This is a genomic window from Conexibacter stalactiti, from assembly GCF_033542075.1.
Lineage (GTDB): Bacteria > Actinomycetota > Thermoleophilia > Solirubrobacterales > Solirubrobacteraceae > Conexibacter > Conexibacter stalactiti.
This window is the reverse complement of sequence record NZ_JAWSTH010000003.1, coordinates 24,818-44,053: the sequence shown is the minus strand read 5'-3', so window position 1 is coordinate 44,053 and position 19,236 is coordinate 24,818. Positions and strand designations below refer to the sequence as shown.

Genomic DNA, 19,236 nt, shown 5'->3' with positions numbered 1-19,236 from the left:
CTCCCTAGACCCGTGCCATCGGTCGTCGGCCGAACAGCCCCTGGGGGCGGATCAGCAGGACGGTGACGAGCATCAGGAACAGCGACGTCGTCACGAGGTCGGGATTGATGTAGGCGGCGGTCAGGTTGGTCGCGACGCCGATCACCATGCCGGCGACGACGGCGCCGGCGATCGAGTCGAATCCGCCGACGACGATCGCCGCGAAGCCGAAGACGACGATCGCGTTGACGCTCGTCGGCGTCAGCGAGTAGACCGGCGCGATGAAGAGGCCGGTGACGCCGGCGAGCGCGCCGGAGACGATCCAGCTCATCCGCTTGAGCGAGACCGACGCCACGCCGAGCATCTCGGCGGCGCTGGGGTTGTCGTGCACCGCGCGCATCGCGATGCCGACGCGCGTGCGCTTGAAGCCGGTCGCCAGCGCCGCGACGATCACGCCGCAGACGAGGAACGAGATCACGTCGGCCCAGGTCAGCGAGACCGACCCGATCGTCAGCGCGACGCTCTCGCCCGCGGACGGGAAGGGGCGCGCCTCGCCGCCGATGAAGGCGTTCTCCATCCCCTGGATCGTGATCCCGACGGCAATCGTCGCCATCGCGGCCGCGAGGATGCCGAAGCGCTCCATCGGGACGACGACGAAGCGGCCGATCAGCCCGCCGAGCACCGCCCCGGCGACCACCACCGAGGCGGCGACCAGCAGGTACGGGGCGCCGCCCTGGTGCAGCCAGAAGCCCAGGTAGAGCGCGACGGCCGCGATGTCGCCCTGGGCGAAGCTGACGTAGCCGGACACGCGGTAGATGACCACCAGGCCGACGCCGGCGAGGGCGTAGAGCAGCCCGCTGACGATGCCTGAGATCAAGCTCGTTTCGAAGAGATCCATCGTTCGTGCCTCCTCAGCGGGCCGCCGGGCTCAGCCTTCGCCCTCGGGGGCTTCGGGCAGCGGCTGGAAGTCGGTCAGCGCCTCGAATCTGCCGTCTCTGATGCCGACGATCAGCGCCTCGCCCTTGACCGTGTGGTTCTCCTCGGTCCACTCGAGGTTCGAGACGTACTCGTCGGAGTAGGTCATGCCGGGCATCGCCTCGACGATCTGCTCGCGCGAGGGCTTGTTGCCGCCGGCCTCCTCGACCGCGCGCTTGATGACCTCCAGGCAGGCCGTCGCGGTGACCCAGCCGAGCATCACGATGCTGTCGGTCTCGTCGGCGTCCTGGCCGGAGGTTCTGAGCGCGTCGCGGAAGGTCTGCGCTCTGTCGGAGTCGCCGAGCGGGAAGGGCGAGGCGAAGACGACGTTGTCGTCGATCGTGCCGCCGCTGAGGTCGACGAGGCCGCGGTTCAGCGCCGGCCACAGGACGCCCCACTCGGGCTTGTAGCCGACCTTCGCCGCGGCGCGGATGACGCTCGCGACGATCGGGGCGGTGTTGTTGACGACGACGAAGTCGGCGCCGGAGGCCTTCAGCTTCGCCGCCGTCGCGCTCTGGTCGGGCGCCTGGCCGTTGAACTTCACCTCGGCGACCGGCTCCAGCCCCATCTGCTCCAGCTGCCACTTCGCGCCGGCCAGCGTCGGGTTGCCGACGGCGTCGTCGCTGTAGGCGATCGCGACCTTTCTCTTGCCGAGGTCCTCGACCGCGTACTTCGTGATGCCGGCGGCGAGCGAGGGATAGGTCGGCAGCGGCAGGTAGGCGTTGTCGTCGGTCAGCTCCGAGGAGCCGGCGGCCGCCACGAGCGCGATTCTGCGCGCCTTCAGGTACGGCATGATCGAGACCGTCGTCGGCGAGCCGGCGACGCCGCACATCATCGAGACGTCGTCGCCCTCGACGAGCTGCCGCGCGACGCCGGGCGTGTTCGCCGGGTTGAGCTGATCGTCCTTGACGACCAGCTTGACTCTGTTGCCGTCTATGCCGCCTCTGCTGTTGATCTCGTCGAGCTTGGCCTCCATGCCCTTGTACAGCTCGCCGAGTGACGCCGCGGGACCGGAGAGCGGCCCGGTTGCGCCGATCACGATCTCGCCCTTCTCGCCGCCGCTGCCGGAGCTGCCGGTCGCCGAGCTGTCATCGCTCGACCCGCAGCCCGCCGTGACGAGCAGCGCACCAGCCGCCAGCGCTGCGAAGACACCGCGCGTCCGCGTGAGGACCCTTGACTCCATCTCTCTCACTCCTCCGTCGCCGAGTGGGCCCCTCTCGGCCCACATGCCGCGACGACGTTCCCAGCGGCCCCGATCGCGCCCAACCGGTGTTCGGGACTGACGGATGGGTCGTGCGCCCGTGTTTTCCCTGATGCGGGTCGCGCAGCCGCTGCCTACGCTCGCGCGATGCTCCGATCCCTGCTCGCCGCGTTCGTCCTGATCGCCTCGCTCGCCTTCGCCCAGAACGCCTCGGCGGTCATCACGCTCACGTACAGCGGCACGACGATCGGGATCGAGGGCAGCGGCGACAACGTCACCTACCTCGGGTTCGACAACGGGACCAGCACCGTCACCGTCCGCAACTCCAGCGGCGTCGTGAACATGAGCAGCTGCACGCAGGTGGATCTGCCGGTGCTCGGCACCTACTTCCACTGCCCGGGCGCAGCGACCGCGGTGGTCGCGAACTATCAGGGCGGCGCGGACAGACTGATGTTCGAGAACGTCTGCGTGCCGACGATCACGGCCGCCCTCGGTGACGGTCCGGGCGACTTCTCACGGCCGACCGGCTGCCCGGCGGATCAGGTCGCGACCGTGACCGGCGGCAGCGCCAGCGACTCCCTCGTCGGCGGCGCCGGACCCGACCACTTCGACGGCCGCGGAGGGGACGACCAGCTGCGCGGCGACCCGGGCGACGACGTGCTGACAGGCGGCCCCGGCAACGACGAGCTGTGGGGCCAGGACGGCAACGACCAGCTCGCCGGCGGCGACAACGACGACAAGCTGCGCGGCGGCGCCGGCAACGACGTCGAGGACGGCGGCGCCGGCAACGACGTGATCGGCGACGACGACACCGGTCAGGGCGCCGACGACGTCCGCGGCGGCCCCGGCTTCGACGAGCTGCGGCTCTCCAACCACGCCGGCGGCGTCGCGATCAGCCTCGACGACGCCGCCAATGACGGCACCCCGGGCGAGGGCGACAACTACCGCTCCGATCTCGAGAAGGTCCACGGCAGCCCCGGCAACGACACGTACACGGGCACGCCCGGCAACGACGCCTTCGACGGCTACATGGGCGACGACCTCGCTCGCGGCGGCGGCGGCAACGACGAGCTGACGGGCGGCTCCGGCGCCGACCAGCTGTTCGGCGAGGCCGGCAACGACACGCTCTACGGCGGCGAGGGCGACGACCGCGTCGAGGGCGGCCCCGGTCTCGACAGCCTCTTCGGCGACTACGCGCAGTGCTCGGCGTACGGCTGCTCGGCCGGCAACGACCAGCTGTTCGCCCGCGACGGCGAGCCGGACGCGCTCAACTGCGGCTCCGGCGCCGACAGCGCCCAGGTCGACGCGGTCGACACGGTCGCGCAGGACGGCTTTCAGGCCTGCGAGTCGGTCGACCGCGCCGCCGCGCCGGCACCGGGTCCGGCGCCGGGCGGCCAGCAGCCGGTCGGCCCCGCGCAGAGAAGAGCCGCGACCGGCACCCCGCCGGCGCTGCGAACCGCGAGCGCCAGAGGCGGAACGCGCCGCTTCACGCTCACGCTCGCGCTGCGCCGCGCGAGCACCGTCACGATCACCGTCACGCGCAGAGGGGCGCGCAGACCGCTCGGCAAGATCACCCTCAGAGCGCGCAAGGGAACGACCACGCGCACGATCAGAGCATTCGGCCGCCGTGCGCTGAGAGCGGGCAGCTACCGCGTCGTCATCCGGGCGGGCGCGACGTCGCAGACGCTCGCGGTGCGCGTGCGCTGAACGCCGACGACGGGCGCCGATCGACGCGTCAGGCGAACTGCTCCTCGAACGCGTCGCGCAGCTCCCGGCGGCTGTTGACGTCGAGCTTGCGGAACACCTTGCGCAGGTGGTACTCGACGGTGCGCGGGCTGATGAACAGCTGGGCGCCGATCTCCGGGTTGGTGTGGCCCTCGCGCGCCAGCCGCGCCACCTGGACCTCCTGCGGCGTGAGGGCGTCGCGCAGGTCCGCGGCACCGCTGCGCACGGTCTCGCCGGTTGCCAGCAGCTCGCGGCGGGCGCGCTCGGCGAACGCCGCCGCCCCGAAGCGGCTGAAGTCTGCGTGCGCGCCGCGCAGCAGCTCCCGCGCGTCCGCGCGACGGTGCTCGCGCCGCAGCCACTCTCCGTACAGCAGCCGGCTGCGCGCGAGCTCGACCGCGGCGCGGCTGCGCGCGAGCCGCTCGATCGACTCGCGGTAGCGCGCCTCGTCGGCGTCCACCAGCGCCCGGCAGCGTGCTTCGACCCCCAGCGCCCACTCGGTGCCGGCCGCCTGCGTGCGCTCGCTCAGGCGATCGAGCGCGGCGGCGGCCGCGTCGGGCCGACCGCTGCGAACGGCGGCCTCGACCAGCTCGACCAGGGCCCACCCGTACGACATCACGTCCTCGTGCTCGCACGCCTGCTGCGCGGCCGTCAGCGCCTCGCCGTAGCGGCCGTTGGCGTTGTGCAGCAGCGCGGTCAGCCAGCTCAGCAGGCCGAGCGCCGAGCCCTCACCGCGCTCCGTCGCGTTCTGCCACCCGTAGTCGAAGAGCGGCTGCGCCTGCGCCTGATCGCCGCGCGCGGCGGCCAGCATGCACGCGGCGTACTTGAGCGGCGGGAGCCCGGTCGTCTGCGTCAGCACGTCGACCTCGTCGACCAGCGCGGCGGCAGTCGCGAACGCCCCGGAATGGACGTTGAGCGCGGCGAGGAAGTTGGTCATGATCGGCAGCAGGTTGAGCGCGCCGGTCTCGCGCGCGACGTGCACGCCGTGGGTCGCGAGCTCGTGCCACAGCTCGTCGTCCCAGAGATCCTGCGCGAAGCGGCACGCGAGCCACAGCCAGCGCTCGTCGTCTCCGCCGCCGGGGTCGCGGAACGCGCGCAGCGCCTCCCGCAGCGGCGCGACCGACGCCGCGTACCCGTCGGTGTAGCGCGTCGCGAGGGCGTCGAGCAGCGGGTCGGCCGCACCGGGAGCCTGCGCCCGATTCGACGCACGCGCGGCCTCGGCCACGTCGCGCACGCCCGGGCCGGCGCCGAGGCGCCCGGCGAACGTCGCCGACCCGAGCGCCTCGAGGTAGGTCTCGCGCGCCATCGCGGCGTCGAGAGGATCGAGCCGCTCGGCCGCCGCGAGCAGCAGCGGCGGCGCGTCACGTCCGCGCTGGCGGTTGAACGCGATCTGCGCGCGCAACCGCTCCAGCCGCGCCCGCTGCAGCGGGCCGATCGGCCCGAGCTCGGCGGCAGCGAGCAGGTCGGATGCCGACGCGGCGTCGGCGACGTCGAGCTTCGCCTGCGCCGCGTCGAGGGCCCGCTCGACGCGCATGACGGGGTCCGGCGTCAGCTCGGTCGCACGCTGGAGAAACGCGGCCGCCGCCGCCAGGCCGCTGCGGCGCCGCGCGCGGTCGGCCGAGCGCACCAGCTCGGCGGCGACCGCCTCGTCGGGCGTCGCCGTCGCGTGCGCGTGATGCCACGCGCGCCCGTCCGGGTCGAGCTCCGGGTCGGTCGACTCCGCCAGCGCCGCGTGGACGTCGCGGCGCTCACGCGGCTCCGCCCCGCGGTAGACCGCCGAGCGGACGAGCGGATGCGTGAAGCGCGCGTGCGCCCTGAACACGATCAGCCCGGCTGCCTCGGCCGGCCCGGATGCCTCGGTGCCGATCCCGAGCCGGTCGGCCGCGCGCCACAGCAGGTTCGCGTCGCCGAGCGGCTCGGCCGCCGCCGCGAGCAGCAAGCGCTGCGTGTCGGGCGAGAGCGCGCGGACGCGCTCGAGGAAGCTCTGCTCGATGCGGCTCGACAAGGGGCGCGCGTCGGGCAGTCCGAACCCACCCGCGAGCTGCGCCGGCGTCAGTCCGCGCGGCAGCTCGAGCAGCGCGAGCGGGTTGCCGCGCGTCTCGGCGAGGATCCGGTCGCGCACGCGCGTGTCGACCCGCCCCGGCACGGCGGACTCCAGCAGCGCGCGGGCGTCCGGGTCCGCGAGCCCTCCGACCCGCAGCTCCGGCAGGCCGGCGAACTCGGCGGCGTCGCTCGGCTCGCGGACCGCGAAGACGATCGCGATCCGCTCGGCCAACAGGCGACGGGCGACGAAGGCGAGCACCTGCGCGGAGGCGCGATCGAGCCATTGCGCGTCGTCGATCAGGCACACGAGCGGCCCTCTCTCGGCCGCTCCGGCCAGCAGGCCGAGCGCCCCCAGCGCGACGAGGAAGCGGTTCGGCGCGCCCCCTTCCTGCAACCCGAACGCCACCCGCAGCGCCTGCTCCTGCGGTTCCGGCAGCGTGTCCATCCCGTCCTGCATCGGCGCGCACAGCTGGTGCAGCCCCGCGAACGCGAGCTCCATCTCGGCCTGCACGCCGACGACGCGGACGACGTGACATGTGGTCGCCTGCTCGGCGACGTATTCCAGCAACGCGGTCTTGCCGATCCCGGCGTCGCCCCGCAGGGCCAGCACCGCGCTCTGTCCCACGCGAACGCGCTGCAGCAGTCTGTCCAGCGCGGCGCACTCGTCGCGGCGACCGCGCAGCACGCGACTACTGCCCACGCAACGGGTGGCGGCCGATCCAGTCCTCGGCGGCGGCCCGCGCGGGCATGAAGCGCGCGCCGTGCTCCTTGCCGCGCGCGATCATCCGCTCCAGCACGCGGATGCGAGCCCCGCGGCCGATGATCTCCGGGTGGAAGCACATCGTGAACACGCCGCCGGGGATCTCCTCGACCATGTAGTCGAGGTCGGCCAGCCACATGCGCTGGCACTTCTCCGGGTCGCTGAGCCCTTCGAGGAAGACGCCGTCGGAGGTCATGATGAACTCCATCTGCGGCATGTCGTCGAGCGTCCAGCTGAAGGGGATCTCCAACAGCTCGATCTCGTTCCCGAGCCTCGCGACGCCGTTGGGCTCGATCACGTCGCCGGTCCGGCACCAGTACGGCTCGAAGTCCTGCGCGCTCATGCTCGACTCGTAGAGGAAGCCGTGCTCGGCGAGCAGTCGGGTCGAGTTGGCCGACAGCTCGGCGCCGGGCGAGCGGTAGCCGACCGCGCGATGCCCGCCGAGGACGCGGTCCATCGCCTCCAGCCCCTGTTCGAGCTGCTCGCGCTCCGCCGCCTCGTCCAGCGTCACGGGCGTGATGTGGTGGTAGCCGTGATGGCCGATCTCGTGCCCCTCGTCGAGGATCCGCCGGCACAGGTCCGGCCATGCCTCGATCGTGATCCCCGGGACGAAGAACGTGGCGCTCACCTCCTCACGCCGCAGGATGTCGAGCACGCGCGGGACCGCGACGCGCCCCGAGAACTCCCCGCGTGAGACCGCGGCCGGCGACGTCATGCCAAGCGCTCCCGGCCAGACGCTGATCGCGTCGAAATCGAACGTCAGACAGATCTTCGCTTCGGGCTCGGCCATTGGTCCTCCGTCGGTGCGCCGTGACGACCCATGTCTATCGCAGCTGGGTTGTAGAGAGCTTGCAGTCGAATCACCAGTCCTGGACCTCGATCACGGCGTCGGCGAAGGCGCGCGGCGCCTCCTGCGGCACGTTGTGGCCGATGCCGGGCAGCAGCCGGTGCGCGTACCGTCCGGCGAACCGCGCCCGGTAGTGCGTCCCGGCGGCCGCGGCGCCGTCGAAGTCGGAGCCGATCGTGATCGCCGGAACGGTGATCGCCGCAGCGTCGCGCAGCCGCTGCTCGTCGTGCTCGTAGGCGGGCTCACCGTCCGCCAGGCTCAGCCGCCAGCGATAGTTGTGGACGACGACGTCGACATGATCGGGGTTGTCGAACGCGGCGGCCGTTCGGTCGAAGATGGCGTCGCTGAACTCCCACTCCGGTGACGCGGTCCGCCAGATGAGCTTGTTGAACGCGGCGGTGTTCTCGCGGTAGCCGCGGCGTCCGCGCTCGGTGGCGAAGTAGTACTGGTACCACCAGCCGAGCTCGGCCCGCGGCGCCAGCGGCAGCAGGTTGGCCGCGAGGTCGATGACGATGTAGCCGCTGACAGAGACGATCGCGCGCGCGCCGCGGCCAGAGGATCGCCATCGCGTCGGCGGTCCGCGCGCCCCAGTCGAAGCCCGCGACGATCGCGCTGTCGATCCCCAGCGCGTCCATCAACGCGATCGTGTCGGCCGCCAGCGCCGCCTGTTGTTCGTTGCGCGGCGTCTGGGACGACAGGAACCTGGTGCTGCCGAAGCCGCGCACGTAGGGGACGACGACGCGGAACCCGGCCGCGGTGAGGATCGGCGTGACCTCGGCGAAGCTGTGGATGTCGTAGGGCCAGCCGTGGACGAGGATCACCGCGGGCCCGTCGACCGGTCCGGCGTCGACGTAGCCGACGTTCAACAGTCCGGCGTCGATCTGCCGCACCGGCCCGAACGGGACCTGGACATCCTTCAACGAGTGGCCGAGAACGCTCCTGGGCTGCATGCGACGGTCCTTTCGGATGGGCTTGCGATGGCCACACCACCGTCGCGGCTCGAGGCGCGGATCGCTTCGGTCGGCGTGCCCGGTCTGGGCCCCGGGCCGACGACTGGGGAGTGGACTCGGGAGCGGCACGGACGAGCTGGCGGCGGTGCCGCGGCAACGTTGCCGCCATGAACTCCACCACCAACATCCATCAGAGCCGTGCCGACATGAGCGAGGAGCTGGCCGAGGTGGCCGGCGGCCTGCGCGCCACCCGCGTCTGGTGGGTGATCCCGCTCGTGCTGCTGGCCTTCCCGCCGCTGCTGACGCTCGTCATGGTCGCCGTGCTGTCGACCCTCGTCGTCGCGCTGCTGGCCACCACCGCCGTCGCCACGGTCGCGGTGCCGGTGATGCTCGTGCGGCGGGTCCGCGCCCACCGCCGAGCGCATCGTTCGGCGCTCGTCCTCCAGGGGCTGCGGAAGTGACCGTCACATCGTCGTGTATCTGGACCCGCGCTGCGAGGCGGCGGCGTCCGACTTCGCCTGCGCGAACTCGGTCGGGTCGCCGTACTCGTCGTGGAGGTTGATCCACACGTACGGCGGGGTCTGGGGGTAGCCCGCGGGCGAGTCCTCCCACGTCTCCTGGCGACCGAGGGCGGTGATGTCGAGGTAGCTGTAGTAGCTGCCCATCGCCTCGTCGCCGCGCCTGTCGACGAAGTACGTGCGGAAGATCCTGTCCTCGTCGTCGCGATAGAACGCGTTCGTGCCGTGCCACTCGCCGACGTCGAAGTCCCTGTCGAAGTCGTCGGTGAGCGTGTACCAGGGCACCTGCCAGCCCATGCGCGCTCTCCACGTCGCGATCTTCTCCTGCGGCGCGCGCGAGACGAACACGAGCGTGGTGTCGCGCGCGTTGAGGTGCGAGAGGTGGCTGACCTGGTCGGCGACCTGCGAGCAGCCGCGGCAGCCGGCCTCCGGGTAGCCGACGACACCGGGCTCGTAGAAGAAGCGGTAGACGACCAGCTGACGCCGCCCCTCGAACAGGTCGAGCAGTCGCGCGGGGCCGTCCGGACCCTCGAACGCGTACTCCTTCTCGACCGCCAGCCGCGGCATCCGGCGGCGCTCGGCGGCCATCGCGTCGCGCGCCCGCGTCAGCGCCTTCTCTCTCACGAGCAGCATCGCGCGCGCGGCGTTCCACTCCTCCTTCGACACGACGGGCGGCATCTCCATCTCCACGGCTCCCTGGAATCGATGTGTAACCTCATAGTTACACATCGATTCGTTCAGATGCAACCCATCGGTTACTCCTGCGACGCTCGTTCGCTCGCCGCGGTCATCGGGCCGTCGTCGTCACACGGCCGAGTCGAGCCGCAGCAGGCTCTCGGCCGTCGCCATGATCGCCTCCTCGGTGGTCCGCGGCGCCCACCCCAGGACGCCACGGGCCTTCTCTGAGCTGAGGTGGCGGAGCTTGCCGACCTCGCGCGCGATCCGCTCGAGCGACGGGTCGTTCGCGGCGGCGGCGCGGATGGCGTCGTCAGGGATCTCGGTCGCCGGAACCTCCGCGGCGGCATCGCCGAGGCGCTCGCGCAGCAGGCGCGCCGCGTCCGCGAGCCAGATCGCGTCGCCGGAAGCGGCGATGAAGCGCTCGCCCGCGGCGGCGGCGGAGTCCATCGCGCGCAGGTGCAGGTCAGCGACGTCGCGGACGTCGACGACCGAGAACGCCAGGCGCGGAACGCCGCCGGCCATGGCGCCGTTGAGCAGCCCGGCGACCAAGCCGATCGATGCCGACAGATCGGGCGCGAGCACCGGCCCGAAGATCGCGCCGGGGTTGACCACGGCGAGCTCGAGACCGCCGCCCTCGTGCTCGACGAACTCCCACGCGGCGCGCTCCGCGAGCGTCTTCGAGCGGATGTACGCCCCGACGTCGGCCGCCGGATCCGTCCAGTCCGCCTCGGTGAAGAGGTGATCGCCGGGCTCCCTGTCGTGCCCGATCGCGGCCGACGACGACGTCACGACGACACGACGGGCGCCCGCGTCGCGGGCGGCGCGCAGCACCCGCAGCGTGCCTTCGCGCGCCGGGACGATCAGGTCGTCCTCGTGCGCGGGCGTGCCGGCCGGAAAGGGCGACGCGACGTGGAGGACGCGCTCGGCCCCGGCCACCGCATCCGGCCAGCCGTCGTCGGACAGGAGATCGGCGACGACGAACGCGAGCCGATCCTCCGCGTCGACGCCGGCGCGGGCGAGTGTCTCACGCACCGCGATCTCCTTCGCGGGCGAGCGGACCGTCGTGCGGACGCGTTCGCCGCGCTCGAGCAGCTGGATGATCGTGTGGAGACCGAGGAAGCCGGAGCCTCCGGTGACGAGCACGGTGCTGGACATGGGCGTCATTCCTTCTCAGTGGTGGTGGGCGAGTTCAAGATCGCCCACACGCGCCCCCGACCGCGTCCGTCACCGGCCCCGGTGGTGTCCCTAGGGGCGACATGGCGACACCGAGAGCACCACGCTAGTTCGGCGCGTCCGCAGTCCCGGCCCGGAAGCCCGATCAGCCGTCGCGATGGACGCGCAGCGCGGGCTCGAGCTCGGCCAGCACGCCGAAGTCATCGTCCTGCGGCCAGACCGTCAGATCGTGCGCGAGCGCCGTCGCGGCGATGATCGCGTCCATCGCCCCAGCACGGCGTCTCTGCTTGCGGGCCGCCGTCAGCAGCTCGGCGAGACGCTCGGCAACGACCGCGCCATAGGGCGCCTCCTTCGTGGCCGTGGCGCACTCGACAGCGCGCCTCTGACCCATGTCGAGACAAGTCAGAAATTCACCGGACAGTCCGAAATATCGAAAGGTCAAGAGCGTCTCGTGGGCTGCGCGCGGGCGGATCCGTTCGTCGGACCCATGCGGGCCCCCGTCAGGTGCGGAGGCGGACCTTGAGGCTGCGGGTGATGGAGGTGCCGTCGGCCCCGGTCAACGTGACGCGAACGGTCACGCTGACTGTCGTTCGGCGACCCCCTCTGCTGATTCGGCGCAGAACGCGCGGGGTCGGCTTCAGCCGCAGCCTCACGGCCTTGCCCGCCTTCACCGGCATGCGCGTGCTCGCCAGCACTGAGGTCCCTCTTGCGCGCAGGCGACGGGCCGCGTCTCTGCCGAGGCGCAGCTCGACGCGAAGCTGGCCGTCGGCGCGTGGGGTGGCCGTGATCGGCATGCCCCGGCGCAGCCCTCTCAGTGTCAGGCGCGGTGGCACGTTCAGCTCGCCGATCCGTACGGCAGCCGACGACGGGGCGGGCGTGCTCGGCAGTCGGGGCGGCGTCGGCGCGGCCGGGGCGGGAGCGCGCGACGGACCGGGAGCCGGCGGCTCGCCGCTGCGCGCCAAGACGGTGAGACAGCCGTCGCAGACCGCTTCGGCGCCGTCGCCGGTCGTCACGAGCACGAGCTGCCGCGGGCCCGCCGACGCCGTCGCATCCGCGCGCAGGGTCGCCACGACGCGCATGTCGGAGACGCGACGTAGATCGGAGACGGTCACGCCGTTCCCCGCGCGCAGCTCGAGCGGGCCGAAGGTCGTGCCGATCCCGAGCGCGACCTCGACCGCCTCGCCTCCGGCCTGCAGCTGCGGCCGGCTTGGCTCGACCGCGTCGATCCGCATCAGCGGGCGCGGCGAGCTGAGGCGCAGCACGCGGCGGTTGCCGGTGTCGGCGACGACGAGGTCGCCGCCGGCGGCGAAGGCGATCGAGGCCGGTCCGTTGACGGCGACCGCGTCGCCCGGCCCTGACGGCTCCGAGACGCCGGTGACCCCGGTGCCGAGCACGCGCCGCGCCGCCGGGCCGCCGGGCTCGACGAACCAGACGCGCGTGGCAGTCGCGACGGCGAGCGTGCCATCGGCGCGAGCGGCGACGTCGAGCGGCCGCTCAAGCGGCGCCTCGCTCGCCGGGAGCAGCTCAGGCGGCGCGGGGCTCGTCAGCGGGGCGGCGGGCGTCGCCGGAACCGCGAGCGGGGTCGTGATCCGCCGCGTCTCGCTGTCGACCCGGCGCACGCCCCTGGCGACGGCGATCAGCAGGTCGCCGTCAGGCGCGAAGGCGAGCCCGCCCGGCGCGTCGAGCTGGGCGCTCGCCGCCGGGCCGCCGTCACCGGTGCTGTCGGCGTAGCCGGTGCCGGCGACAGTCGTGACGATGCCGGCGGCGAGGTCGATCCGGCGGACGCGATTGTTGCCGGTGTCGGCGACGTGGAGCGCTCCGTCGGGCGCGATCGCGAGGTCGCCGATGAGCCGAAATCTCGCGGTCGCGGCGGCGCCGCCGTCGCCGGTGAAGCCGGCCGCGCCGGTGCCGGCCACCGTCCTCACCGTCCCTTCCGGGGCGAGCGCGCGGATCCGCCCGCCGGCGTACGACGGGCTGAAGGTCGAGCCGAACGCCTCGGCCCAGAAGACTGTGCCGTCGGGCGCGACGGCGACGGCAGTCGGCTCGCTCAGCCGCGCGGCGCGGCCGGGGCCGCCGTCGCCGCACGACGCGGGCGGCTCGGCGCAGGCCTCGCCATTCCCGACGATCGTCGTGATCTGGCCGTTGACGGGATCGACGCGGCGCAGCTCGTGGGCGCCGCCGTCGGCGACGATCGTCGCTCCGTCGGGCGCGATGGTCATCCCTCTCGCCTCCGAGAGCTGCGCGTCGAGCGCCGGGACGCCGTCGCCGGAGACGGCGCGGCCGTTGCCAGCGAAATGGGCGATCGAGCTGCCGTCGAGCGCGACCGCGAGGATCCCCTCACCGTCGGCCCACGTGTTATCGCGCAGGACGCTGCCGAGCCCAACGTAGAGCGTGCTGCCGATCGACTGCAACGCGACGGGCGCGGGCAGCCGGGCGTCGGTCGCCGGCTGGCCGGCCGGCTCGCCGCTGCCGCCGCCGGCGAGCGTCGAGATCGTGCCGTCGGCGGCGTCGACGACGCGGACCCGGCCGTCGAACTCCTCTCCGAGCTCGGCGATCGCGACGTCGCCGCCCTGCAGCTCGACCGCGGCGGAGGGGTCGTGCAGGCGCGCATCCCTCGCCGGGCCGCCGTCGCCGCTGGAGACGCCGGTCCTGTCGTCGGTGCCGGCGACGCGCTCGATCGTGTCGGCGCCGTCGATCGCGCCGTTCGCGCCGGCGAGCACGCGGCGGACGCGGTGCTCGGTGAACTGCTCGCCCTCGGTCACCAGCAGGTCGCCGCCGCTCGTGAGCGAGATGCCGGCGACGCGGCCGATGTAGGCGGCGTCGACCGGCCCGCCGTCGCCGACGGCGCTCGCGTCAGCCTGTCTGCCGCCGATCACTGCCAGCCTGCCGCTGTCGGCGTCGACCTTCAGCAGCTGGCTGCGGACGTCGCCCAGGATCCCGTCGACGACGATCGGATCGCCGTCGGCGCCGATGGCAAGGCCCTTCGGGAAGGTCAGCTGCGCGGAGGTCGCGGCGATTCCGCTCGCGGGCGCCGTCGTACCGCCGCCGGCGAGGACCGTCACGGCGCCGGTCGCGGCGTCGCGGCGCAGCAGCCGGCCGCGCCAGTCGCTCTCCAGCGCGTAGACGTTGCCGGCGGCGTCGCGGGCGATTCCGGCGACACCGCCGCTGGTTGCGAACAGCGGCTCGCTGCTGCCGTCGGCGGGATCGATCCAGCGGACGGTCGAGCGACCGTCGCCGGAGAGCAGCCGCGTGCCGTCGGCGGCAAGCGCACCCGCGTTCGGGATCGACAGCTCGAGCGCCTGGCCGGCACCGAGGCCGCCGGCCAGCGGCGCGACGTCGCCAGGAGCGGCGAACGCCCCAGGGGCGGCGGCGAGGAGAGCGACGAGCGTGCTCGCCGCCATGGTTCGGAGGTGCATGAGGATCACCGCGGGAGGAGTCGGAGGGTGCGGACGGTCTGCGTGCGACGGCCGTCGGCTGCGGTCACGGTCACGTGCAAGCGGACCGGGACGGCGGTTCTCGGCGTCGCGACGAGCCGCTTGCGCAGCGCGGCGGCGGGGCGCAGCCGCAGCGTCACGGCACGCCCTCCCCCGCTGTGTCGCACGAGGCTCGCGAGCGTCGTGCGCGCGGCGCGCGGTCGCAGGCCGAGCCGGCGGGCTGTTCGGCGGTCGACCGTCAGGGCGGCGCGCACGGTCCCTGCGGAGGCGCGCACCGAGAGACGCAAGCCGGTTCGGCGCAGCGTCGCGAAGGTCGCCGGACCGGTGCGGAGCCGCTGCAGCCGCGGCGCCTCGGCACGAGGGCCGACGGCATCCGGTGCACGCTCGGGCGCCGGGCCAGGCGCGGGCGCCGGAACCGGCGGCGTCGGTGCCGGTGAAAGCGGCGGCTGGGGCACCGGCGGCGCGGGCCGCGGATCGCAGCTGCCGGGAGTGTCGGCCGCCGCGTCGCCGGGACCGGCGAGCACTGTCAGCGTCAGCTCGCGCGCGAGCTCCCGGCCGGAGGCGGTCGTGGCGGCGACGGACATGTCGAGGCAGTAGCGGCCGGCGCGCTCGAAGCCCCAGTTGCCGTGCGCGTGCGTCGGCGCAGGCACCGCGACGGTGTCCGGCAGCCCGTCGCGCGAGGCGAACAGGACTCTCGGGCCGCCGCCGAGCACGTCCTCCTGCCACAGCGACGCCTCGCCGGGGCCGCGCACGTCGCGCAGCGTCCAGCGCAGCGGTCCGTCGAGCAGCTCGGGCGCGATCTGGTCGCTGCTCCAACCGGGCCAGACCAGCTCCGGGTCCTGCACCTCCGGCAGCAGGTAGGCGGTCGCCCCGGCGGCGCCGAGGAAGCCGTACGCCGGGTCGGCGGGGACGGTCCGCGCCGCGCCTGGTCCGGCGTGCAGCACGACCGAGGAGAGGTCGCGGTAGGTCGGCGCCTCCGCCTCGGCGGAGCCGTCGGCGAGCGCGACGTCGAGCTCGCCCCCGAGCAGCCGCGTGGCGAGGTCGACGTGGCCGCGGTCGATCACCACTGGTCTCGTGGCGCCGGTCTCGCGGGCGCAGGGGACGACGGTCGCCGGGTCGATCGTCGCCGGCAGCGGCGTCCCATCGAGATCTCTTGCGGGCTCGTCGATCGCGAGCGTCAGCCGCTCGGTGCGGCTGACGGCCGCGCCGCCGGCGAGCCTGCCGGCCCACTCCAGCTCGACGCAGTAGACGCCGGGCGCCGAGGCCGACCAGGTCGCCGGCCCGCGCACGACAGCGCCCGGCCACAGCGCCAGCTCCGGCTGCTCGTAGCCCGCGCCGTTGGAGAGATCCGGTCTGGCGGCGCGCTCACTGGCGCGTGTGTCGAGCGTCAGCGTGCCTGGACCGACGACGGACTTCAGCCGCCAGGCGAGGTCGCCGTCGAGCTGGCCGGCGGGCAGCTCGACCATGCTCCAGTCGAGCCGCGCCGACCCTCTGACGTCGCCGAGCACGCGGGTCCGCTGCCCGGACGACGCGCGCCACGGTCGTCTTGTCGGCGCTCTCGCGCTCGTCTCAGGACGCGAGTGGAGGACGACGTCGCCGGGATCGCGTCGCACGCCGGCGCCGCTGCCGTCGCGCTCGACCAGCGCCACGTCCAGCTTTTCGCCGACGACGCGCGGGCGCAGCTCGAAGAACCCGCGCGAGACGCGCGGCGAACCGCCGACGGCACCCGCAGCCGGCCTGGCCGGCGCGGCGGGCACCGGCGGAGCACCGCGCCGGTCGCAAGGCTCCACAACGGAGGGGTCGACCCCGACCGCGACCGTCAGCTGCCCGCGGTCCGACAGCGGCGCCGCCGTCGTCGCCGCGCGCCCGCTGACCGACAGCGCGAGGCAGTACACGCCGGGCGCCGTGAACGACCAGTTGTTGTGCACGTGCGTGCCGCCGCCGACGCCGTAGGAGGCCGGCAGTCCCATCCGCGAGCTGAGCAGCGGCAGCGCGTTGCCGGTCGGCACGACGTTGGTCCAGGCGACGACCTCGCCGCCGGGCGGGCCGTCGATCGCCTCGAGCGTCAGCGTCAGGTCGCGTGAGAGGAACGTGTCCATCCCGCTCTGCCCGCCGAGCCCCAGCCACGGCAGGTTGACGTCCTGCAGCTGCGGAAGCGTCCAGACGTCGCGGCCGCGAGGCGCGAGGAAGTCAAGCGCCGGCGGTGTCGCCATCCGCCCCTCATCGCTGATCGGCACGACCGTGTCCTCGAGCGGGAACCAGCCGCCGGCGTCGTGGTGCACGCCGAGGTCGAGCGCTCCGCTCTCCAAGCGCACATGCAGGTCGGCGTGACCCGGAGGGAGCAGCCGCACCGGCTCGGCTGCAACCGCCTCCCCGCTCGCGGCGATCGCGATCGCCATGCCGAGCAGCACTGCCCGGCTCTTCGCAGTCCGTTGCACGAAGTCCTCTCGTAAAAAATAATGAGACCTAGTCTCAATATATCTACGATCGCGGCCCTCCGCCGGCCGCCCCTTCGCCGCCTTCCGAAGCGACCGCCGGCTCAGCCGCGTCCCCCGATTTCGTCCGAAGCGATGCCGGAGCACGAATTGGTCGAGAGCGTCGTTCCGGTCCCTAGTTGGTTGGGGGACCGACAACCGCGTACTAGCGTGCCGAACGTCAGGTCGTGAGGTCGTCGCCGGGTGGGTATCTGTCCGGCACGTCGCGCATCCGACCGAGGAGATTCCATGCCGCGCGCTCCTGTCGCTCCACATGACCGCCGCGAGATCTACGACGGCATGCCCGGCGTGCGCCCCGCGGCGGCCGCGACGTAGCCGCATGCCGAAGACGCTCGGACTGGTTGCCGATCCGGTCGTTGTCGCGGAGACGGTCGAGCGCACCGTTACGGACATCGCCGCCCGGCTGCGCGGCGACTGGCACGTCCGCGTGGACGAGCAGACGTTCACGGCCGGGCAGGAACTGCGCGAGCTGTCCCAGCGGGCCGAGGAGCTCGCCGACGAGCACGGCTGGGACGCCGTGATCGGGCTCACCGACCTGCCGATGGTCGTTGACGGTGAGATCGTGCTCGCGGACGTCTCTCCGAGAGAGCGCGTCGCGGTGCTGTCGGTGCCCGCGCTCGGCCCGCTGCCGCTGCGGCGGCGGCTGCGGCGCGCCGTCGTGAAGGTGGCGGAAGCGCTCGAAGGCGGCGGTGATCGCCGCGTGATCCGGATAAGCCGTGGTGGTCATGTCCGCCTGATGCTCGGGATGGTGGCCGCCAACCACCCGGTGCGGCTCATACGCAATCTCACCAGCGCGGGCGCCGCCGCGCTCGCCGCGACCGCGATCGCGCTGATGAACTCCAACGTCTGGCTGCTGTCCGACCGTCTCGCGCCGCTCCGCATGGCGGCCGTTCTGCTGCTGTCGGTCGCGATCATGGTGGGCTGGCTGATCGTGCACTACGACCTCTGGGAGGCGGCCGACGACGAGGAGGAGGGCATCCTGCCGGCAGGTCGCAAGCGCGCTGCGCTGTTCAACGCGGCGACCGTGCTCACGCTGGCGGCCGGCGTGATCGCGTTGTACGCACTGCTGCTCGCGGTGGCCCTGGCCTCAGCCGCCCTGGTGATCGAGAACAGCGTGTTCGCCTCGACCCTGGGGCACGGGGTGAGTGCGAGCGACTACGTCGAGCTCGCCGTCTTCGCCACCTCGATCGGCCTCGTCGGCGGCGCCCTGGGCTCGGGCTTCGAGTCCCAGGACGCGGTACGCCGCGTCGCCTTCGGCGTCCGCGAGCGCCATCGCCGGGAGAAGGCGCACGCGAAGCCTGGCTAGGAACTCAGCGACGAGCACGTCGACCGGTACCCGTACGCGGCCTCGCGCACGGCCGCGTCGCTCTCCAACCCCGCGCCGAGCGCGCCGGCGATCGTCGCGAGGGAGCCGGCCAGCCATGCGAGGCGGACGTAGCCGGCGAGCCCGACGTCGTGGCCGAGCTGCTGCGTCATCGCGTCAGGATCGACGAGGAGCGCGGCGCCGGCGATCGTCAGCAGCAGCAGCGCGACGTGGAGCGTCACCACGCCGAGCGCCAGGGTCGAGGTCGTGGCGACGTTGAAGAGGATCGCCTGCTCACGCAGTCCGCGGCGCTGCGGTCGCTCCCACAGCCCGTGGGCGACGATCAGGAAGACGACGATGCCGCTGATCGAGAGGACGCTCAGCAGCGACAGGCGGACCCAGCCCAGCGTGTCGGCCAGGCGCCAGATGTCGGAGGTGACGACGGCGAAGACGGCGGTCGCGATCGCGGCTGTCAGCGCGCGTGAGAGGCGGGCGATCAGCCGCCAGGGACGGTTGGCGCGCACCATTCCCGTCAGCAGCCGCAGGTTGCCGCGCACGACCGCCGCCACGTAGCGGACGTCGAGGTCGTCGTCGTCGGCGCGCTCTGGCCGCACCGGGGCCGCCAGCTCTTTGAGACGGCGGTCGATGCGGTCGCGGCGCGCCGCCCGGGCGGCAGCTCCCGCAGCCCCGCTCGCGCTGCGCAGGTCGAGGCTCTCGCCTGCGAGCCCGTCGACCAGCCGCAGCAGCGCGTCGATCGATCGTCTGCGCAGACCGACGGCGCCGAGCGCCGGCAGTGACAGCAGCGCGACGCCGTGGGTCGCGCTGGCGTCCGCGACGACGGGCCGGGGGCCGGAACGCAGCGGCAGGTCAGTCAGCACGACCGCGAGGTCCCAGCCTTCCGCCAGCATTCGCCGTCGCGCCGCATCGACCATCGCCGTCGCCCCGCCGTGCGGGTCACCTGCGACCGGGTCGGCCAGCACCGGCACCGACCAGTCGACGGCGTCGGTGACGCGCTCGGCCAGCAGCGGCGCGAGCTCGTCGGCCAGCTCACGTCCCAGCTCCTCCGGCAATCCCGGGGCGACGAGCAGGCCGAGCGTGACGGAGTCGGCGTCGGCGACCTCTGCGGTGCCGGCGTCGCCGGCGTTCATCTCCCCGTAC

The 19,236-nt window shown here is 73.2% G+C and carries 13 protein-coding genes and 1 pseudogene; 3 read left to right on the top strand and 11 right to left on the bottom strand.

Annotated features, from left to right (window positions below; translation table 11 throughout):
- Window positions 1-4: 4 nt before the first annotated feature.
- A complete protein-coding gene (locus tag R7226_RS02280; RefSeq protein ID WP_318595408.1) occupies window positions 5-877 on the bottom strand; it encodes a branched-chain amino acid ABC transporter permease in 873 nt (290 codons plus the stop codon).
- A 30-nt stretch (window positions 878-907) separates the two neighbouring features.
- Entirely contained in the window at window positions 908-2,137 is a 1,230-nt protein-coding gene (locus tag R7226_RS02275; protein WP_318595407.1) for an ABC transporter substrate-binding protein, read from the bottom strand.
- A 165-nt stretch (window positions 2,138-2,302) separates the two neighbouring features.
- Between R7226_RS02275 and R7226_RS02270 the strand changes: the two genes are divergently transcribed.
- The gene (locus R7226_RS02270) at window positions 2,303-3,862 is read left to right on the top strand and encodes a calcium-binding protein (RefSeq protein ID WP_318595406.1); all 1,560 of its coding nucleotides are present in this window, start codon (window positions 2,303-2,305) and stop codon (window positions 3,860-3,862) included.
- 28 nt (window positions 3,863-3,890) lie between these two features.
- Here the strand turns inward: R7226_RS02270 and R7226_RS02265 are convergent, their stop codons facing one another.
- The 3 genes and pseudogenes from R7226_RS02265 to R7226_RS02255 form a co-directional block, all read right to left on the bottom strand.
- Entirely contained in the window at window positions 3,891-6,605 is a 2,715-nt protein-coding gene (locus R7226_RS02265) for a helix-turn-helix transcriptional regulator (RefSeq protein WP_318595405.1), read from the bottom strand.
- Between the two features lie 4 nt (window positions 6,606-6,609).
- The gene (locus R7226_RS02260) at window positions 6,610-7,470 is read right to left on the bottom strand and encodes a polysaccharide deacetylase family protein (RefSeq protein WP_318595404.1); all 861 of its coding nucleotides are present in this window, start codon (window positions 7,468-7,470) and stop codon (window positions 6,610-6,612) included.
- Between the two features lie 70 nt (window positions 7,471-7,540).
- Window positions 7,541-8,477 (bottom strand): annotated as a pseudogene (locus tag R7226_RS02255) (alpha/beta fold hydrolase).
- Window positions 8,478-8,644: 167 nt separating this feature from the next.
- Between R7226_RS02255 and R7226_RS02250 the strand changes: the two are divergent.
- On the top strand, window positions 8,645-8,938 hold the full coding sequence (locus tag R7226_RS02250) for a hypothetical protein (RefSeq protein ID WP_318595402.1): 294 nt from the start codon (window positions 8,645-8,647) through the stop codon (window positions 8,936-8,938).
- A gap of 3 nt (window positions 8,939-8,941) precedes the next feature.
- On the opposite strand, the gene R7226_RS02245 is transcribed toward R7226_RS02250, so the two are convergent.
- The 5 genes from R7226_RS02245 to R7226_RS02225 all read right to left on the bottom strand — a co-directional run bounded on the left by R7226_RS02245 (window position 8,942) and on the right by R7226_RS02225 (window position 16,718).
- The gene (locus R7226_RS02245; protein WP_404827752.1) at window positions 8,942-9,679 is read right to left on the bottom strand and encodes a DUF899 domain-containing protein; all 738 of its coding nucleotides are present in this window, start codon (window positions 9,677-9,679) and stop codon (window positions 8,942-8,944) included.
- 120 nt (window positions 9,680-9,799) lie between these two features.
- A complete protein-coding gene (locus tag R7226_RS02240) occupies window positions 9,800-10,828 on the bottom strand; it encodes an SDR family oxidoreductase (RefSeq protein ID WP_318595400.1) in 1,029 nt (342 codons plus the stop codon).
- A gap of 163 nt (window positions 10,829-10,991) precedes the next feature.
- Window positions 10,992-11,237, bottom strand: a complete 246-nt coding sequence (locus R7226_RS02235; protein WP_318595399.1) for a type II toxin-antitoxin system VapC family toxin — start codon at window positions 11,235-11,237, stop codon at window positions 10,992-10,994.
- 109 nt (window positions 11,238-11,346) lie between these two features.
- A complete protein-coding gene (locus tag R7226_RS02230; protein ID WP_318595398.1) occupies window positions 11,347-14,262 on the bottom strand; it encodes an NHL repeat-containing protein in 2,916 nt (971 codons plus the stop codon).
- A gap of 5 nt (window positions 14,263-14,267) precedes the next feature.
- A complete protein-coding gene (locus R7226_RS02225) occupies window positions 14,268-16,718 on the bottom strand; it encodes a choice-of-anchor M domain-containing protein (RefSeq protein WP_318595397.1) in 2,451 nt (816 codons plus the stop codon).
- 376 nt (window positions 16,719-17,094) lie between these two features.
- On the opposite strand from R7226_RS02225, the gene R7226_RS02220 reads away from it, so the two are divergent.
- The gene (locus R7226_RS02220) at window positions 17,095-18,081 is read left to right on the top strand and encodes a hypothetical protein (protein ID WP_318595396.1); all 987 of its coding nucleotides are present in this window, start codon (window positions 17,095-17,097) and stop codon (window positions 18,079-18,081) included.
- On the opposite strand, the gene R7226_RS02215 is transcribed toward R7226_RS02220, so the two are convergent.
- Window positions 18,078-19,226 (bottom strand): hypothetical protein, encoded by a 1,149-nt coding sequence (locus tag R7226_RS02215; RefSeq protein WP_318595395.1) that lies wholly within the window; start codon window positions 19,224-19,226, stop codon window positions 18,078-18,080. The two genes, R7226_RS02220 and R7226_RS02215, sit on opposite strands and share 4 nt — an antisense overlap.
- Window positions 19,227-19,236 lie beyond the last annotated feature (10 nt).